The 16,969-nt window shown below is 68.3% G+C and carries 16 protein-coding genes and 1 riboswitch; of the genes, 7 read left to right on the top strand and 9 right to left on the bottom strand.

Going from position 1 to position 16,969, the window contains the following annotated elements; genetic code table 11:
- Nucleotides 1-178: 178 nt before the first annotated feature.
- Nucleotides 179-862, bottom strand: coding sequence for a 3,4-dihydroxy-2-butanone-4-phosphate synthase (gene ribB / locus AC3WQZ_RS11980; protein WP_155737100.1), 684 nt, complete (start codon nt 860-862; stop codon nt 179-181).
- 172 nt (nt 863-1,034) lie between these two features.
- Nucleotides 1,035-1,193: riboswitch (FMN riboswitch) on the bottom strand.
- A 344-nt stretch (nt 1,194-1,537) separates the two neighbouring features.
- Here ribB and AC3WQZ_RS11975 point away from each other — a divergent pair.
- Nucleotides 1,538-2,077: an acyloxyacyl hydrolase gene (locus AC3WQZ_RS11975; protein WP_041688076.1), complete on the top strand. Its 540-nt coding sequence runs from the start codon at nt 1,538-1,540 to the stop codon at nt 2,075-2,077.
- Here AC3WQZ_RS11975 and AC3WQZ_RS11970 read toward each other — a convergent pair.
- The 5 genes from AC3WQZ_RS11970 to AC3WQZ_RS11950 form a co-directional block, all read right to left on the bottom strand.
- A complete protein-coding gene (locus AC3WQZ_RS11970) occupies nt 2,052-2,945 on the bottom strand; it encodes a helix-turn-helix domain-containing protein (protein WP_041688388.1) in 894 nt (297 codons plus the stop codon). The two genes, AC3WQZ_RS11975 and AC3WQZ_RS11970, sit on opposite strands and share 26 nt — an antisense overlap.
- 36 nt (nt 2,946-2,981) lie before the next feature.
- Entirely contained in the window at nt 2,982-3,971 is a 990-nt protein-coding gene (locus tag AC3WQZ_RS11965; protein WP_011617085.1) for a LysR family transcriptional regulator, read from the bottom strand.
- A gap of 57 nt (nt 3,972-4,028) precedes the next feature.
- The gene (locus AC3WQZ_RS11960; RefSeq protein ID WP_011617084.1) at nt 4,029-4,979 is read right to left on the bottom strand and encodes an amidohydrolase family protein; all 951 of its coding nucleotides are present in this window, start codon (nt 4,977-4,979) and stop codon (nt 4,029-4,031) included.
- The gene (locus tag AC3WQZ_RS11955) at nt 4,976-6,313 is read right to left on the bottom strand and encodes an MFS transporter (protein WP_492300601.1); all 1,338 of its coding nucleotides are present in this window, start codon (nt 6,311-6,313) and stop codon (nt 4,976-4,978) included. Before AC3WQZ_RS11955 ends, AC3WQZ_RS11960 begins: the two co-directional genes overlap by 4 nt.
- Before the next feature lie 76 nt (nt 6,314-6,389).
- Entirely contained in the window at nt 6,390-7,334 is a 945-nt protein-coding gene (locus AC3WQZ_RS11950) for a YncE family protein (RefSeq protein ID WP_010814148.1), read from the bottom strand.
- A gap of 252 nt (nt 7,335-7,586) precedes the next feature.
- Between AC3WQZ_RS11950 and AC3WQZ_RS11945 the strand changes: the two genes are divergently transcribed.
- From AC3WQZ_RS11945 to AC3WQZ_RS11935, 3 genes are all read left to right on the top strand, one after another.
- Nucleotides 7,587-8,900 carry a hemolysin family protein gene (locus AC3WQZ_RS11945; protein WP_010814147.1) on the top strand — a complete coding sequence of 438 codons (1,314 nt, stop codon included), beginning with the start codon at nt 7,587-7,589 and terminating at the stop codon, nt 8,898-8,900.
- 316 nt (nt 8,901-9,216) lie between these two features.
- A complete protein-coding gene (locus tag AC3WQZ_RS11940; protein WP_492300600.1) occupies nt 9,217-10,530 on the top strand; it encodes a GGDEF domain-containing protein in 1,314 nt (437 codons plus the stop codon).
- 144 nt (nt 10,531-10,674) lie between these two features.
- A complete protein-coding gene (locus AC3WQZ_RS11935) occupies nt 10,675-10,806 on the top strand; it encodes an entericidin A/B family lipoprotein (RefSeq protein WP_010814145.1) in 132 nt (43 codons plus the stop codon).
- A gap of 94 nt (nt 10,807-10,900) precedes the next feature.
- Here AC3WQZ_RS11935 and AC3WQZ_RS11930 read toward each other — a convergent pair whose 3' ends face one another.
- The 3 genes from AC3WQZ_RS11930 to AC3WQZ_RS11920 all read right to left on the bottom strand — a co-directional run bounded on the left by AC3WQZ_RS11930 (nt 10,901) and on the right by AC3WQZ_RS11920 (nt 13,828).
- Nucleotides 10,901-11,545 (bottom strand): bifunctional 4-hydroxy-2-oxoglutarate aldolase/2-dehydro-3-deoxy-phosphogluconate aldolase, encoded by a 645-nt coding sequence (locus AC3WQZ_RS11930; RefSeq protein ID WP_010814144.1) that lies wholly within the window; start codon nt 11,543-11,545, stop codon nt 10,901-10,903.
- Nucleotides 11,546-11,610: 65 nt separating this feature from the next.
- On the bottom strand, nt 11,611-12,546 hold the full coding sequence (locus tag AC3WQZ_RS11925; protein ID WP_010814143.1) for a sugar kinase: 936 nt from the start codon (nt 12,544-12,546) through the stop codon (nt 11,611-11,613).
- A gap of 13 nt (nt 12,547-12,559) precedes the next feature.
- Nucleotides 12,560-13,828 (bottom strand): amino acid deaminase, encoded by a 1,269-nt coding sequence (locus tag AC3WQZ_RS11920; RefSeq protein WP_439669988.1) that lies wholly within the window; start codon nt 13,826-13,828, stop codon nt 12,560-12,562.
- Between the two features lie 224 nt (nt 13,829-14,052).
- Between AC3WQZ_RS11920 and AC3WQZ_RS11915 the strand changes: the two genes are divergently transcribed.
- Genes AC3WQZ_RS11915 through AC3WQZ_RS11905 form a run of 3 tightly spaced genes read left to right on the top strand, consistent with a single transcriptional unit; the run spans nt 14,053 to nt 16,878 of the window.
- Nucleotides 14,053-14,958, top strand: coding sequence for a MurR/RpiR family transcriptional regulator (locus tag AC3WQZ_RS11915; protein WP_010814141.1), 906 nt, complete (start codon nt 14,053-14,055; stop codon nt 14,956-14,958).
- A gap of 2 nt (nt 14,959-14,960) precedes the next feature.
- Nucleotides 14,961-16,433, top strand: coding sequence for an N-acyl-D-amino-acid deacylase family protein (locus AC3WQZ_RS11910; protein WP_010814140.1), 1,473 nt, complete (start codon nt 14,961-14,963; stop codon nt 16,431-16,433).
- 52 nt (nt 16,434-16,485) lie between these two features.
- Nucleotides 16,486-16,878, top strand: coding sequence for a RidA family protein (locus AC3WQZ_RS11905; RefSeq protein WP_010814139.1), 393 nt, complete (start codon nt 16,486-16,488; stop codon nt 16,876-16,878).
- The last annotated feature ends 91 nt before the right edge of the window (nt 16,879-16,969 follow it).

Here is a 16,969-nt window from a genome sequence, read left to right as displayed (position 1 = left end):
TGCGCCAGCGGTGCGGCCAGTCCGAGCAGGCAGCCAGCAAACGCGGCTGCGTGCCTAAAAATGCGGAACATCATGGAATTGCCCTCATATAGACGGGAAAAAGCGATCCGCATTGTCGCACAGGAAGCACGCATCCCGGGCGCGTTTGCATGCCGGGGTGCGTGCAGGTGGCGACTTTTCAGTCGTGCAGGCGGCGCCAGGCCACCAGGTCCTCGATGGTCAGCACCGGTAGCTGGTACATCTCGGCAAAGGCCAGCGCCTCCGGCCGGCGTGCCATGGTGCCGTCGGGGTTCATCAGCTCGCACAGCACCGCGGCCGGTGACAGGCCTGCCATGCGGGCCAGGTCGACCGAACCCTCGGTATGGCCGCGGCGCACCAGCACCCCGCCGTCGCGCGCCACCAGCGGAAACACATGGCCGGGGCTGACCACAGCATCGGTGCCCGCATCCCCGGCAATGGCAGCGCGGATGGTGGTGATGCGGTCGGCGGCGCTGACACCCGTGCCGACACCTTCGCGGGCTTCGATCGATACCGTGAAGGCGGTGCCATACTGGCTGCGGTTGTGCTCGACCATCGGCCGCAGGCCGAGGCTGCGCACCTTGTCCTCGGTCAGGCACAGGCAGACGATGCCGCTGCATTCGCGGATCATCATCGCCATATTGGCATTCGTCAGGCGTTCCGCGGCCAGAATCAGGTCGGCCTCGTTCTCGCGGTCGTCATCGTCGAGCAGCACGACCGGACGGCCTTCGCGCATGGCGTCCAGCGCCTGCGCGATGCGCGCGGCCAGGGAACGGGGGGCGGCATCGGCGGCAAGATCCGCGGACACCTCGGGTGCAACAGCTTCGGTGGAAAGGCTAGGCATGAAACGCTCCTTGTTCAGCATCAATGGGCGTTCCAGGGGAAGGATCAACGGAGTTGCAGCGCCGCACGCCGCGCCTGAAGCGCACGCACGAACAGCCGCGCCCTGCGCGCGGCGCAAGGCAACAGCGAACCGCAAGGCTCGGGCAAGGCGCCGGGCCGCGCGGGCAAGCTCCGCCCATCTTCTTTCATCCGGACTATGACCGTCGGCCCTGGCCTCTCACCAGGTCTGCTGACCTCGCACGGGAATGCGAGCGCTCGCGGGCTCGCCGGACACGCACTGCGCGCCGCGGCATACCGCCGGTGGGGACTTTCACCCCGCCCTGAAGACGTAACGAACCGGCGCGGCCTTGTAGCCGGCGCCGGCGCGCGAATGTTAGCACGATTATTTTTTTCTTTGTCCCGACGCAGAGCGCCGGACGGGCGCTCGACCACGCTTGAACAAATCCGACCATCGCAACGTGGCCTCGCGTGTACTACAAATAAGGCAGGGAGGCAGCGCATGTGCAAGCTGGCGCCCGCCGTGGCGGCCGGCTCATGCCTTGCCGGACAACAACGCAGCACCTCTTCATCCGTGCTTCCCATGCGCCGACACGAACCAGAAGCCAGACAAGACCGCCGTGTGAGTTGTTCCTCGTTCCATCCACCCCCGCCCTGCCGACATGCGTGGCAACAGCGGGTGCGCCGCACCGTCGCCGCGGGCCTGCTTGCCCTGTCCTTGTGCCTGGCAGCGACGGCACGCGCCGCGCCTGCCGTGCAGCTTGGCTACGGCTTCGACGATGGCCACGACGTGCAGAAGGCGGAGGTCGCCATGTTGTGGGATTCGGGCTTTGCGTGGGGCAATCCGCAAGGCTGGCAGGTCGACCTGCAATGGGAGGTCAACATTGCGCGCTGGCGCAGCAGCAGCGACAACCAGCCCAACGACCTATGGGAGTTTGGTGCCTCGCCGGTGGTGCGGATCGCATGGTGGCGCCACACCTGGGTGCCCTTCCTCGAACTGTCGGTCGGGCCGCGCCTGCTGACCAGCACGCACACCTCGGCCAACCACGACATTTCCACCGCCTTCCAGTTCTCGGAGTACGCCGGGATCGGCTTGACGGTGGGCAAGGACCGGCGCTTTGCCGCGGGCTACCGGTTCCAGCACCTGTCCAATGGCGGCATCAAGGACCCCAATCCCGGCACTACCTTCCACGTCATTTACCTGCGCTACCGCTTCTGACAGCGGCCGCTGCAGCCCCGGCCTGCGCTTCAAACAAGGTGCGGGTGGCGTCGTCAGCCGGGAAGAAGCACTCGATGCGCAGCTCCTGCAGCGTGATGTCCTGTGGAATGCCGAGCGTGGTCAGGGTCGAGAACAGCGACGCGCGGAACGCGCCCGCATGCAGCACCACCGGCAGCAATGGCGCCGGCGGGCCATCGGTGCCGTCGTCCTCGGGCAGCAGCGCGCCGCCCGGCCCGACCATGTCAGGATGCCAGGCGGCGATGCGCCCGAAGATCTCGCGCGCGGTCTGGTCGTGGGCCTGCACCTGCAGCTCCTGCCACACGCGCCGCAACAGGTAGCGCCCGACCTGGCGCGCGTTCTCGATCACCGGCCACAGGCCCTCCGGATCAAACACGGTCAGCATCAGGTTGATCCTGTGGCTGCCTTCCGTGAGCGATGCCGGCTCGCGCCCGCCCAGCAGGGTCTCGAGCATGCGCCGGTAGGCCGGGTTGGCATCCACCAGGTTCCAGAAACGGTCCAGCACCACGGCCGGGTACGGCTCCTGCTTGGCCAGGATCAGCGCGATCGCCTGCTGCACCATCTGCAGCGGCGGCGAAGCCAGCGCGTGTTCGCTGTAGGCCGGGGCAAAGCCGCCGGCCAGCAGCAGCCGGTTGCGCTGGCGCAGCGGCACGCCCAGGCGCTCGGCCAGCGCCAGCACCATTTCACGGCTGGGGCGGGCGCGGCCGGATTCCAGGAAGGAGATGTGGCGCTGCGACACCCCGGCGGCCAGCGACAGCGCCAGCTGGCTGTAGCCGCGCTTGCTGCGCCAGTAGCGCAGCAGGCCGGGGAAGTCGAGGGTGGCCTCGGAGGCTGGGGTCAGCGTGTCCATGGCATGCATTACAGCATGCACCGCGGCGTATGACCATTACCTTGCAGGTAATGGCTCCAATTCAGTCATCGCCTGCGGAGCGCCGGGCCCCGCCGCGCGCACCGCGTCGATCAGCAGGCGCATGGCCGGCGTCGCGGCCCGCCGCCGGCGCAGCACAATCCCATAGGGGACCAGCCGCCCGCGCATCGCCACCGGCAGGACCGCCAGCGCACCCAGGGCGACGAAGTACTCCGCGATCGCGCCCGGCACGACGGCAATGCGGTCGCTATCCGCCAGCAGCGGCAGCGTGCCCATGATCGACGAAGTCTCGATGATGTCTTCCGGCAGCGGCACGCGGTTGTCGCGGAAGGTCTGGTCGATGATCTGCCACATCGGCACCGCCGCTGGCGGGATGATCCAGGGATAGCCGGCCAGGGAAGCCAGCTTGACGCCGCGCTTGCCTGCCTGCGGATGGCCGGCGCGCGCCACGATGGCCAGCGACTCTTCGAACAGTGGCTCGAAGTCGAGATCGTCGGCCACCGTGCCTTCGGGAATGCGTCCGATCACCACGTCCAGCGCATCCTGCCGCAGCGCCTGTACCAGTACGTCGCTGGTATCGACCTGCATCACGATATGCAAACGCGGATAGCGTGCCTTGAGCGCGTTGATGACGCCCGACAGAACGGAAGGCACCGGGGCCAGGATCGAGCCGAGCCGCACCTTGCCCACCTCGCCCGCGGCGATGGCGGCAAATTCATCGTGCAGGGCATCCAGGTCGGCCAGCACCACGCGCGCATAGCGGATCAGCGCCTCGCCGAACACCGTCGGCTCGATGCCGCGCGCATGCCGCGTGAACAGCAACGTGCCGACCACGCTCTCGAGCTCGTGCAATGCCTTGGTGACGGCTGGCTGGGACAGCGCCATCTGTGCCGCGGCGCGCCGCAGCGAGCGGTGCTCGGCAAGGGCCAGGGCCAGGCGCAGATGCCGCATATGCAAGCGTTTGCGCAGGGTGGCGGCACTGGAGAGGGTGGCTGGGAGGTCTGGCATGGTGGCCGGGCTGCGGCGAAGATAGGACTTATAGCATGCTTGTGCCTGCCGCTGGTTCTAGGCCAGCTCGGACGGCCTTGGAACATTGATCCGATAGAACCTGGCCGCATTGCCAGCCAGCACGCGCTGCCTGGCGACGGGATCCGGCAGCGCCTCGCACACCGTGCCGAGGATCGTGCCCAAGTCCGCGCTCAGGCCCGACACTGGCAGGTTGCTGCCGAACATCGCCCGCTCATGCCCGAATATCGCCAGCACCTCGCGCACGATGCCGCGGTTGCCCTGCGCATCCCAGCGCCCGCCGGCCAGCCCGAACTCCGACAGCTTGACCGACACATTGGCGCAGGCGGCCAACGCCTCCATGCCGGCGCGCCAACTGGCCAGGCCCTCCTTCGAGCGGTCCAGTGGCAGGCCCGCGTGATTGAGCGCGATCGGCACGCCCGGCAAGGCGGCCGCCACCCGCGCCGCCTCGCGCAAATGCCAGAACGGTACCCGCAGATCCCACGACAAGCCATGGCGCTCCAGCCGCGCCAGGTCGTCCAGCCAGGCCTGGTCCTGCATCGACCCGGGCCGCCCTGCCACTGACTCGCCCTGCGCCGCGGCTGTCAGCGGTTTGCACCGGATCCCCCTGACTCGCGCGAAACCGGCCTGGCGCGCCAGCAGCTCCGCGCATCCTGGAGTGCCGAACGGCGCGTAGGCCACCACCGCGGCAGCCATGCCGGGGCGCCAGGCCTGGCCGTGCAGCCACGCGGTCTCGTCGACGGCTTCGCGGCGGTCGCGTTCGGCCTCTACGTGCACAGTGGCCAGCACTGTGACGGCGCTAGTGTCATGCGCGTACTGCGCCTCAAGGTAATCGCTGCGCAGGGCCTGGTAATCGCCGAGAAAGAAGCTCTGTGGCCGGTATTCGTCCTGCAGCCAGGGATAGCGGCCGCGCCCGAGTTGCCACAGGTGGTGGTGGGCGTCGACGATGGCCAGGCCTGCGGGCAGCGCGGCAGTTGTTACGCTGCTCATCGGCACCGCCTCGGCAGCGTGGCGGCCAGGGCGCCGGCCATCACCAGCGCGGCGACCAGCAGGTAGACACCGGCGCCCGCGCTGACGCGCTCGATCAGCACGCCCGCGGCATAGGGACCGCAGAATCCGCCCAGGTTGCCCAGCGCATTAATCACGCCGCGCGCCACGCCCGCGTGCTCGGCGGCCAGCAGCCGTGGCGGCAGGGTCCAGAAGACCCCCGCGGCGGACTGCAGGAAGAAGCCGCTGCCGACCAGCAGGCCATAGGACAGCCAGGTATTGTCGTGCCACCAGACCGAACCGGCCAGGCAGGCGGCGAAACCCAGCAGCGGCCAGACCACGAAGTCCTTGCGCCGGCCGGTGCGGTCGGACAGCGAGGAGATCGCGAGGATGCCGGCCATGGTGCCCAGGTACGGCAGCACGGCCAGCATGCCGACCTGCCCCATGCCGCCTCCGGTCAGGCCCCTCAGGATGGTGGGCAGCCACAGCGTGTACCCGTAGATCCCCATCTGGTAGAGAAAATTGACGGCGATCAGGCGCCAGATCACGTCCTGCGACAGGATGTGCGCCAACACCGCCCGCGTGCCGGCCGCGCCCTGCCCCACGCTTGCGCCAGCGGCGGCTGCCTGCTGCTCTTCCTCGCGCAGGCGGGCCAGCAGATAAGCCTTCTCTTCGGCGGAAATCCAGCGCGCCTGCTCCGGCCGGTCACAGGCCAGCTTCCACCACACGCCGAGGCAGGCCAGCGAAATCAGGCCTTCCACGATAAACAGCCAGCGCCAGTCGAGCGCCGCGATTACCAGGCCCGACAGCGGCGCGGTGATGATGCCGGCGATCGGCACGAACAGGATCACCAGGGCGTTGGCGCGTCCGCGTTCGTGGTCGGGAAACCAGTTGCCGACCATGGTCAGCACCACCGGCAGCATGCCGCCCTCGGCCACCCCCAGCGCAAAGCGCAGAATCAGCAGTTCGGTCTCGTTGCGCACCAGGCCGGTCAGCACGGAAATGACGGCCCAGGCCAGCATCGACCAGGCGATGAAATTGCGCCCGCTGCCGCGCACGGCCAGCTTGCCGCCGGGAATCTGCAGGAACAGATAGCCGACAAAGAAGATGCCGCCGGCCAGGCCGGCCATGCTGGCGCCGATACCGAGCGCATCGGCCATCCCCCCCGGCATCGCGAAGGCGATATTGACGCGATCCATGTACGAGACGATACAGACCATCAGGATCGGCGGGATGATGCGCCACCAGCGCTGGGCTGGAATGCTGGCGGCACCGGTGAGTGGTGTCGCATCGATGGCGACCGACGTGCCGGCGCCGGCTTGGTCCAAGCCTTTCATACTCTGTCTCCGTATGGATTTCCGGGTATGGGCCGCTGGCATCCGCGCTGCCTTCGCGGCCGTGAACGCCAGTTGACTACCGCGTCGGCAAAGCCAGGATGGCAAGACCGTCCGGTTCCTTGCCGGTGGTGAAGGCATGGCGCAGGGCCAGGCCAGGCAGGTCAAGCTGGCCGACGGTGTGGTCGTTGAGCGCGATATAGGCGCGGCTCGGGTCAGCCGGATGGAAGGCGAGCGCAATCGGCCTGGCGCCGGTGTCGACCCGGCCGGTTTCGGCGAGCGTGTCGGGGTCGAAAACGCGGATGCTGCGCTCGCCGTAGTTGAGCACGAACAGGCGGTCGTCCGGCGACCAGTAGATGCGGGTGGGATCCTCGCCGGTCGGCACCGTGCGCACCGCTTCCATCGTGCGCGCGTCCAGCCGGGTCAGACTGTGATCGTCGCGGCTGGCGACGTAGAGCGCCGCTTCGTCGCGGCTCAGGCAGCAGCCCTCGGGGCGCCTGCCGGCGTACGCCGCGCGCGGAGCGCGGGTGGCATCGTAGGGGTGGACCAGTGTCACGGTATGCGACAGCAGGTTGGTCACGTAGGCACGCTCGCCATCGGCCGACAACACGAACAGATGGCTTTTCACCCCGCCCGCGGGCACGGCGCGGTCAGGCACGGGGTGCTCCAGCGGCGCCTCGAACACCACCAGCATATTGTCGCGCTCGCTCAGCGCGTAGACGCGTCCTTGCCGGTCGATCTGCAGGCCATGGATACGGTGATAGGGCGAGCAATCGAGCCGTGCCCCCACTGCGCCGCGCATCAGGTCGACCGCGATCACCGCGGCGCCGCCGTCGCCGGCGTGCGCGAAGGTCTGCACGCCATAGTGGCCGACGTAGCCGCACAGGCGCTCGCGGTCCACCACGAATTCATGCGGATAGTCAGGCAACTGCACACTGAAGCGGCGCTCGCCGCCATCCAGTTCGTAAGCGCTGAAGCTATGGCCGAATTTCTCCACCAGCACGGCCGTCCATTGGCTTTCCATTCTGTCTCCTTGTGATTCGCACGCCTGTAGGCTCCAGGCTGTTCGGAAGGCGGCACAGGTGCTGCCATGGGCGGAAGTCTGGCGCAGCCAACGATAACTATCTATTGAATATTAGGTATCGAGCTATCTCCATTAGTTATCGCCACGCCAGGCGGAGGCGCCACCATCACCTGCACCGGGGAACCGCCGGGCCGTCATGCGCGGATGGTATGCTTGGTGCTTTCAACTCACACGCAAAGAGCGCGTACCCTGATGGAAATTGCCATACTACTGGCGCTCATTCTGCTTAACGGCCTGTTCGCGATGTCCGAGATCGCGCTGGTCACGGCCCGTAAGGCACGTCTGCAGCGCCAGATCGAGAACGGTGACCGCGGCGCGATTGCCGCGGTCCAGCTGGGCGAGGACCCCACGCGCTTCCTGTCCACGGTGCAGATCGGCATCACGTCGATCGGCGTGCTCAACGGCGTGGTCGGCGAATCCACGCTGGCGCAGCCGCTGGGCCTCTGGCTGCAAGGCTTCGGCTTGTCGCCTAACACCTCCGGCTATGTGGCAACCGCCATCGTGGTGGCCGGCCTGACCTACTTTTCCATCGTGCTGGGCGAACTGGTGCCCAAGCGCCTGGGCCAGATGGCCCCCGAAGCCATCGCGCGGCTGGTGGCGCGCCCGATCGGCTGGCTGGCGGTGGCCTCCACCCCGTTCGTCAAGCTGCTGTCCAGCTCAACGCGGCTGGTGCTGCGGCTGCTCGGCACCAAGGTCGACCGCGGCCCGGGCGTGACCGAGGAAGAAATCCACGCGCTGCTGGTCGAGGGTTCCGAAGCCGGCGTGATCGAACAGCACGAGCACACCATGGTGCGCAACGTGTTCCGGCTGGACGACCGCCAGCTGGCATCGCTGATGGTGCCGCGCGGCGATGTCGTGTACCTGGACGTGGAAGAGACGCTCGATGAAAACCTGCACCGCATCGAAGAATCCGACCACTCGCGCTTTCCGGTCGTGCGCGGCGGCATGCACGACATCATCGGCGTGGTCAGCGCGCGCCAGCTGCTGGCGCGCCGGCTGCGCGGCGAGGAAGCCGACCTGAAGGCCGCGGCGCAGCCGGCGGTGTTCGTGCCCGAGAGCGTGACCGGCATGGAGCTGCTGGAGAATTTCCGCGGCTCCGGCGGCCAGATGGCCTTTGTCATCGACGAATACGGCGAAGTGCTGGGTCTGGTCACGCTGCAGGACCTGATCGAGGCCATCACCGGCGAATTCAAGGCCGACGCCGCCGGCGAGGAATGGGCGGTGCAGCGCGACGACGGCTCGTGGCTGCTCGACGGCCTGATCCCGATCCCGGAACTGAAGGACCGCATCGGCCTGCGCCAGGTGCCCGAGGAAGAAAAAGAGCGCTACCACACCCTGTCCGGCATGCTGCTCCTGCTGCTGGGCCGCCTGCCGCAGATCGCCGACAGCGTGCAATGGGGCGACTGGCGCTTCGAGATCGTCGACATGGACGGCAAACGCATCGACAAGGTGCTGGCCGCGCGCCTGCCCCCGCAGGAAGGACCTGAGGAAGAGACCACCGGCTGATCAGGCCAGCCCATCCGCCGCTGCCGGATTCCGGCGGTGGCGTCAATCCAGGATCACGGCCAATTCCGGCCATATTGATCCATATCAAGTTGCAGGTTGCGACCAAGTCACCTTGGCGCAATTTGCAATGTTCCGCACCTTCCCCTTCGCTTATGATCGGCCTGTGCGGCCCGCATGCGGCCGTGGCAGGCGTGGATTACCAAGGCCTGACGACAAGCGCCGGCGGCCGTCCCAGCGGCAAGCCGAACGACCAAATCTGATACCGGGGAGACGCGGGCAGCGCACGGCCTTCAACAGGCTGCCCGCAAGACCATCCATGCATCCTGATGCCGATGACAACGCCGCGGGCGCGCCTGGCGCGATGCAGCCGTCCGCCCTGGTGTCCGCGCTAGCGGCACGCCGCTCCGGCACCGGGCAGCCAGCGACGATCCTTTCTATCCGCCTGGACCGGTTTGCCAGCGCCTGCGAAACCCTGGGGCCCCGGCGCGCGGCCAGGCTGCAGGCCATCGTGCAGGCACGCATCGCCTGCCTGCTGCCGCCCGGCGCCATCATGCACTGGATGGCGCCGGCAGACCTGGTGGTCATTACCGCGCTGCCGGACGGTGAGCCCGACCCCGGCCCGGTGGCCAGCCGGCTGGCCGACGACCTGTCCCGGCCGTTCGCGCTGGAGGGCTTCGAGCTGTTTATTTCGTGCAGCATCGGCGTGGCCACCGACCATCCGGATATCCCGGCGGAACGCAGCCTGCAGCAGGCCCTGGACGCCATGCTGCGGGTCGATCGACGGGGAGGCGACGGCCTGGCGCGCGCCGACAAGCCCGCCGCGCCACCGACGGCGCCCCTGCTGGCCGCCCTGCCCGACGCACTGGAGCGCGGCGAACTGAGCCTGCAGCTGCAGCCGCGCGCCGACTTCGCCAGCGCCGTGGTCAGCGGCTACACCGTGCGGCTGCGCTGGCACCATCCGGCGCTCGGGCGGGTGGCGCCGCAGGATTTCCTGCCGGCGGTGGAGTCGCTGGGGCTGGTCGGCCGGATTGGCAGCTGGCTGCTGGAAAGCGTGCTGCCGCTGGTACGCGCCGCCGAAAACGTGGCCCCGCTGCAATTCACCCTGCTGGCCTCCAGCGCCCAGCTGCACCGTCCGCAGATGGTGGAGGCACTGGCCCAGGCCATCGACGCAGGCGGCATCGCACCGGACCGCCTGTGCATCGAAGTGTCGGCCAGCGCGGTGCCGGCCGACGCCGACATCATTGCCCGCTTTGCCGCCCTGCGCCGGCGCGGACTGCAACTGACGCTGGGCGATTTCGACGACAGCCCGGGCTGCCGCCAGTTGCTGGCGGCGCTGCACCCGGACCGCGTCACGCTGGACGCGCGCCGGCTGGGCCATGCCCCCCGGCCCGGTGATTCCGCCAAGCGTGCCGACAGCCTGCGGGCCGCCTGCCGGCTGGCCCGGGGCGCCGGCGTGTCGGTCTGCGCCAAGGGGATCGAGACCCGCCAGCAGCTCGAGGCGGTGCGTGCCTGGGGCTGCCACAGCGTGCAGGGCTACCTGCTGGCGCAGCCATTCCCTGCGACCTGGCTGCTCCAGACCCATGCGGCAATCCAGCAGCGCGCCCGGGAACTGCTGGCGCCCCACGCCTGAGAAGCGGCTGGCGTTGCGCCCGTTGCACGATTTACAAATTGGCACATACCAGATGTCAAACCCGCTCACAGCAGCGGTAAAATCGGCGCAAATCCCTCAATCCCTGAATCTCTCGATTCTTGAAATCCTCGAAAGGAGCCCGGCGTGAAGAAAGGTTGGATCTGGTGCGTTTTGTTTGCCACACTGTTGGCTGGATGCAACACGATGGCGGGGCTCGGCCAGGATATTCAGCGCGGTGGCCAGAAGCTCGAAAGCTCGGCGGACCGTCACAAGTAAGCCGCCAGCCCCCCAAGTCTGATGCGGCCCGGACCGCGTCGATATGAAAACGGCACGCCGCATGGCGTGCCGTTTCTCTTTGCGCTGCCGCTGCTCAGCGCTTGTTGCGCAACGCCCTGGCCTGCTCGGCCAGCGTGCGGATGCGGCCCCAGTCGCCACTGGCAACCGCGTCCTTGGGCACCACCCACGAACCGCCCACGCACACCACGTTCGGCAGCGCCAGGTAGGTCGGCGCCAGCGCGGCGTCGATGCCGCCGGTCGGGCAGAAGCGCAGCTGCGGCAGCGGGCCGCCCAGCGACTTCAGCATCGGCACGCCGCCCGCTGCCTGCGCCGGGAAGAACTTGAGGAAGGTGAAGCCGGCTTCCAGCGCCGCCATCGCCTCACTGGCGGTGGCCACGCCCGGCAGCAGCGAGATGCCCGCGCCCTGCGCGCCCTCGGCCAGCGCCGGGGTCAGGCCGGGCGAGACGGCAAACTGCGCGCCCGCATCGCGCACGGCGTGCAGCTGCTCGACGTTCAGCACCGTGCCGGCTCCGACGCAGGCCTGCGGCAAGGCTGCCGCCACCGCCTTGATCGCCTCCAGTGCCACCGGCGTACGCAGCGTGATCTCAAGCAGCGGCAAGCCGCCGGTGACCAGTGCCTCGCTGACGTGCAGGGCCTCGTCGACCGAGTGGAATTCCAGCACCGGGATCACCGGCACGTCGGCAAGGCGTTGAAGCAGCGGGGAAGTCTGGTTTTGCATGGCTGTCTCGGAGTAGGGAGTGCAGGAGCAGGGTTTCAGGGAAGCAGGAGTTCAGGCCAACCGGGTCATGCGATCACCGACACCGACTGCGCCAGCCGGCCCAGCACGGTCTGGGCGTCGGGGATCGGCGCCACCGCGCCATAACCGGTGGTCGACAGCGCGGCAGCCACGTTGGCATAACGCGCCGCCTCGAACGGGTCGGCACCCGCGGCCAGGCGCGCAACAAAGCTGCCGCCGAAGCAGTCGCCCGCCCCGGTGGCATCGACCGGCTTGACCGGATAAGGCGGCACCAGCGCGCGCGACTCTGGCGTGGCCACATAGGAGCCCTCTTCGCCCAGCTTCAGCGCGACCAGGCCGATGCCGCAGCCCAGCAGGTAGTCGACGATGGCGTCGCGGTCGTCCAACCCGGTCAGCACGGTGATGTCATCCCAGCTGGGCAGGCACACGTCGGTCAGCATCAGGGCCTCGCGCATGATGCCGCGCGCGCGCGCCAGCGACCACAGCCGCAGCCGCAGGTTGGTGTCCAGCGTGACCTTGGTGCCGGCCTTGCGCGCATGCTCCATCGCGTCCAGCCCGGCATCGCAGGCGCTGGTGCTGATGGCCAGGCTGATGCCCGACAGGTGCAGGTAGCGCGCCGCGGCGATCGCGCCCAGCGGCAGATGCTCGTGCTGGTAGCGGCTGGCAGCAGAGCCTTCGCGCAGGTAATCGAAGCGGTGGCCGTGGTTGTCGTGCGAGACAAAGTAGACCCCGGTAGGCGCGCTCGGGTCGACGCGCACGTGGCGGGTATCGACCCGCTCCTGCGTCCATAGCGCGCGCAGGCGCTCGCCGAAGGTGTCGGCACCGACCGCGCAGATATAGCCGGTGCTGGCGCCCTGGCGCGCAGCGGCAATGCAGAAGTTGGAAGTGTCGCCGCCAAAGCCTTGCAGGTAGCGCGACGGATCGTCGGGCTGTTGGTTGAACTCCACCAGCGGTTCGCCGTAGGCCAGGATATCGATGCTCATGGGGCTGCCTGCCTCAGAAGAAGGTTTGCACGATGTCGATCACGCGCATGTCGCGGTCCAGCACCGGGATATGGCGCCACTTGTCGAAAGTCAGGCACGGGTGCGAGATATCGAAGGCGATCATGTCGCCGACCTGAACGTCGTCGCCAGGCTTGACCTGCAGGTAGGCGTGCTGGTCCATCATGCCGGTGACTTCCCAATGCGCGGGGACGTCCACCGGCGCCTCGGTGCCAGGCCGGTACAGCCGTGCCGGGATCGGCATGCCGGCGTCGAAGGCCGCATCGCGCTTGCCCATGCCGATGATGACGCGGTCCGGCTCGGGGATCGACTGCACATAGGCCCACAGCTGCAGCGCCGGCAGCAGGCCCTCGCGCATCTTCTGCGCGACCGGGTTGCTGGCCAGGATGCGCTGCTGCGCGGCGCGGTAGATGCCCACGTCATGCGTCAGGTAGCAGCCCGGGCGCAGCACGATGTCGATCGGCGCGCCGATCTCGGTGCGCGCGAATTCCTCGGCCACCACGTCGTACCAGGCCGAACCCGCGCCCGACATCACCACCGGGCTGCGGCCGAAGCGGCCTTCCTGTGCCAGCTGCCGCGTTACCGCCACGGTGCGCTGCAGGAACTTGCGGATATCGGCTTCTTCCTTGAGCACGCCTTCATAGATCTCGACGCCGGCCAGCGACAGCGCCTGCGGCCAGCGCGCCAGCGCGTCCAGCACGGCCTGCTGCTGCGCGTCGTCGCGTACGCCGGTGCGCCCGCCTTCCACGCCCAGTTCCAGCAGCACCTGCAGCTTCTGGCCGCGCTCCTGGAAGAACTTGCCGAGCTGGTCGACCAGCGCGGCCGAGTCCACCAGCGCGAAGAATTCGAAATCCGGATCGCGCAGCAGGTCAGCGACGATTTCCATATTGCGCCGGCCCACCAGCTGGTTGGCCATCAGCACGCGCTTGACGCCGTGCGCATGCGCGGCAGCGGTCTGGTGCGCGGTGGCCAGCGTGATGCCCCACGCGCCGGCGCCAAGCTGGCGCGCAAACAGCTTGGGCGCCATGGTGGTCTTGCCATGCGGCGCAAGCTGCACGCCGTATTCGTTCATGAAGCGGCGCATCCATTCCAGGTTATGCGCAAGCCGGTCTTCATAGAGCACCGCGGCCGGCAGGCTCAGCTCTTCCCGCAACAGGTTCCAGCCGGTCTGGCCGGCCGCATCCGGGGCGATGGGGGTCTCCATCCGTCCCAGCGCCTTGTTGAGCGGATCGATCACGCCAGCCTGATACTTTATTTCACGCATGCTTGTCATCACCCTGAAAAAATCTGATTGACGTAATGATAGCCCTGAAAATAAGATATTTCATCCTTGTTATAAAGTAACACGCAGATGCCCGGAAGGGCTAGCCGGGACCACGCGACTGGCATCCGCCACGTGCGCCAATCACTGTTATAGCCCCTGCCTGCAAGCACCGCAGTTTTCGTCACATTTCGATCCGACCCGTCTTCCGACCAGACCTGCCGCCCATGACTGCGCCCTTCGACATCCTGACCCGCATCGCCGAGCGCGGCCCCGCGCTGCGCCTGGCCGAGCAGAAGGTGGCGCAGGTGGTACTGGAAGACCTGGCCGGCGCGGCCGCCGCCAGCATCAATGAGCTGGCGCGCAAGGCCGGCGTCAGCGAGGCCAGCGTGACGCGCTTTGCCAAGGCCATCGGCTGCCGCGACGTGCGCGACCTGAAGCTGCGCCTGGCGCAGGCCACCGCGGTGGGTGCGCGCTTCCTGCAGCCCGGCAGCGTTCCCGCCGGTGAAGCCACCCCGGCCACACTCGCTGACAGCATCCACGCCGACATCCTCACCGCGCTCGAAGTCAACCGCGGCATGATGGATGCGCAGCGCATCGAACAGGCCGCGCGCCTGTTGCTCGGCGCACGCATGGTCTACGCTTTTGGCATGGGCGGCGGCTCGTCGTTCATGGCCGACGAGGCCCGCCATCGCCTGGCGCGCCTGGGCCAGCCGGTGGCGAGCTACCAGGACGCGCTGCTACAGAAGATGGTGGCGGCCACGCTGGGCCGCGACGACGTGGTGCTGGCCTTCTCGGCCAGCGGCCGCGTGCCGGAGATGCTGGCCAGCTGCGATATCGCGCGCGAGTACGGTGCCCGCCTGGTGGCCGTGACCGCGCTGGGCTCGCCACTGGCCGCGCGCGCCGACGTGCTGCTGCCGGTGCGCACGCTGGAGACGGATTTCATTTTCAAACCGTCGGCATCGCGCTACGCCATGCTGATGGTGCTGGACGTGCTCGCCACGCAATGCGCGCTGTTGCAGCCGGACCAGAGCAAAGAGCGCCTGCGCCGGCTCAAGTACGTGCTGGACAGCCACCGCGGCGAAAGCGGCCCCGCCCGGGGCCCTGACAGCCGCCAGCCGCTCGGAGACTGACCATGCCACACCTGTTCGATACCCTGATCCGCTGCGTCACCCTGATCGACGGCTCCGGCGCCGCCGCACGCCTGGCCGACGTGGCCCTGCGCGACGGCCGCATCGCCCGCATCGATGAAGCCGGCGCGATCGATCCCGACGCCGCCTCGCATGTAGTCGAAGGCGACGGCCTGGTCCTTGCACCGGGCTTTGTCGACGTGCATACGCACGACGATACCAACGTGGTGCGCCAGCCCGAGATGACGCCCAAGCTGTCGCAGGGCGTGACCACGGTGGTGGTCGGCAACTGCGGCATCAGCGCCGCACCGGTGACGCTGGCGGGCGAGCCGCCCGACCCGATGAACCTGCTCGGCCATGCCGACGCCTTCCGCTACCCGGATTTCAAGTCCTACGTCGATGCGGTGGAAGCCGCGCAGCCCGCGGTCAACGTTGCCGCGCTGGTCGGCCATACCGCGCTGCGCAGCAACCATATGGACCGCTTCGACCGCGCCGCCACGCCGGAAGAAATCGCGGCAATGCGCGCGCAGCTGGAAGAAGCGCTGCAGCACGGCGCGCTGGGCCTGTCCACGGGCCTGGCCTACGCCAACGCCTTCAGCGCGCCGACCGATGAGGTGCTGGCGCTGGCCGAACCGCTGGCCAAGGCCGGCGCGCTCTACGCCACCCACCTGCGCAGCGAGTTCGCCGAGATCCTCGACGCCATGGATGAGGCCTTCCGCATCGGCCGCCATGCGCGCGTGCCGGTGGTGATCTCGCACCTGAAATGCGCGGGCGTGGCCAACTGGGGCCGCAGCACCGAGGTGCTGGACGCGCTCGACGGTGCGCAGCGCTGGCAGCCGGTGGGCTGCGACTGCTACCCCTACACCGCCAGCTCCTCCACGCTGGACCTGAAGCAGGTCACCAGCGACTTCGACATCATGGTGACCTGGTCCGAAGGCGCGCCCGAGATGGGCGGCCGCCTGCTGGCCGATATCGCCGCCGAATGGCAGGTAAACCTGCACGAAGCCGCGCGCCGGCTGATGCCCGCGGGCGCGGTCTACCACTGCATGGAAGACGCCGACGTCGACCGCATCCTGAGCCATCCGGCCACGGTGGTCGGGTCGGACGGGCTGCCCAACGACCCGCTGCCGCATCCGCGCCTGTGGGGCGCCTTCCCGCGCGTGCTGGGCCACTACGCCCGCGACCGCGAGCTGTTCCCGCTGACGGTGGCCGTCAACAAGATGACCGGCATGTCCGCCGAGCGCTTCGGGCTGCAGGAGCGCGGCTTCGTGCGTGAAGGCTACTGGGCCGACCTGGTGCTGTTCGACGCCACCACCATCCGCGATGCGGCCAGCTTTACCGATCCCATGCAACCGGCCGAGGGCATTGCCGCGGTCTGGGTCAACGGCGAGCTGTCATGGCAGCAGCGCCAGGCCACCGGCGTGCGCGCCGGCCGGTTCCTGCCGCGAGGCTCGCGGCCTGAGTTCGGCGCCGCCTGACCGGCGCGCTGCCCTCCTTCCTTCCCATATCCAACCCATCCCAGGAGTACCCATGGACATCAAACGATTCGGCGTCGAAGGCGGCACCGGTACCGGCGGCCAGCACATGCCCTTTGCCCGCGCGGTCGCGGCCGACGGCTGGCTCTACGTCTCCGGCCAGGTGCCGATGGTCAGCGGCGAGGTCATCGACGGCGGCATCGTGCCCCAGACCCACCAGGCCATCAAGAACGTGCTGGCCATCCTGGCCGAGGCCGGCTACGGCCCGGAGCACGTGGTGCGCTGCGGCGTCTGGCTGGACGACACGCGCGACTTCGCCTCGTTCAACAAGATCTTCAAGGAATACTTCGGCGCCAACCCGCCCGCGCGCGCCTGCGTGCAGTCGAGCATGGTGGTGGACTGCAAGGTCGAAGTGGACTGCATCGCCTACAAGAAGCCGGCGGCCTGAGCCTGCTGCCTGCGGATTGCGTGCCCTCTCCCGCTACCGCGGGAGAGGGGAAAAACTAAAAACTAACCCCTGCCGCCACAAGCGGCCTTTT

This window comes from Cupriavidus sp. FW305-26 (assembly GCF_058787975.1).
The sequence above is the reverse complement of the archived record's forward strand: the minus strand, read 5'-3'. Positions and strand labels throughout refer to the sequence as shown.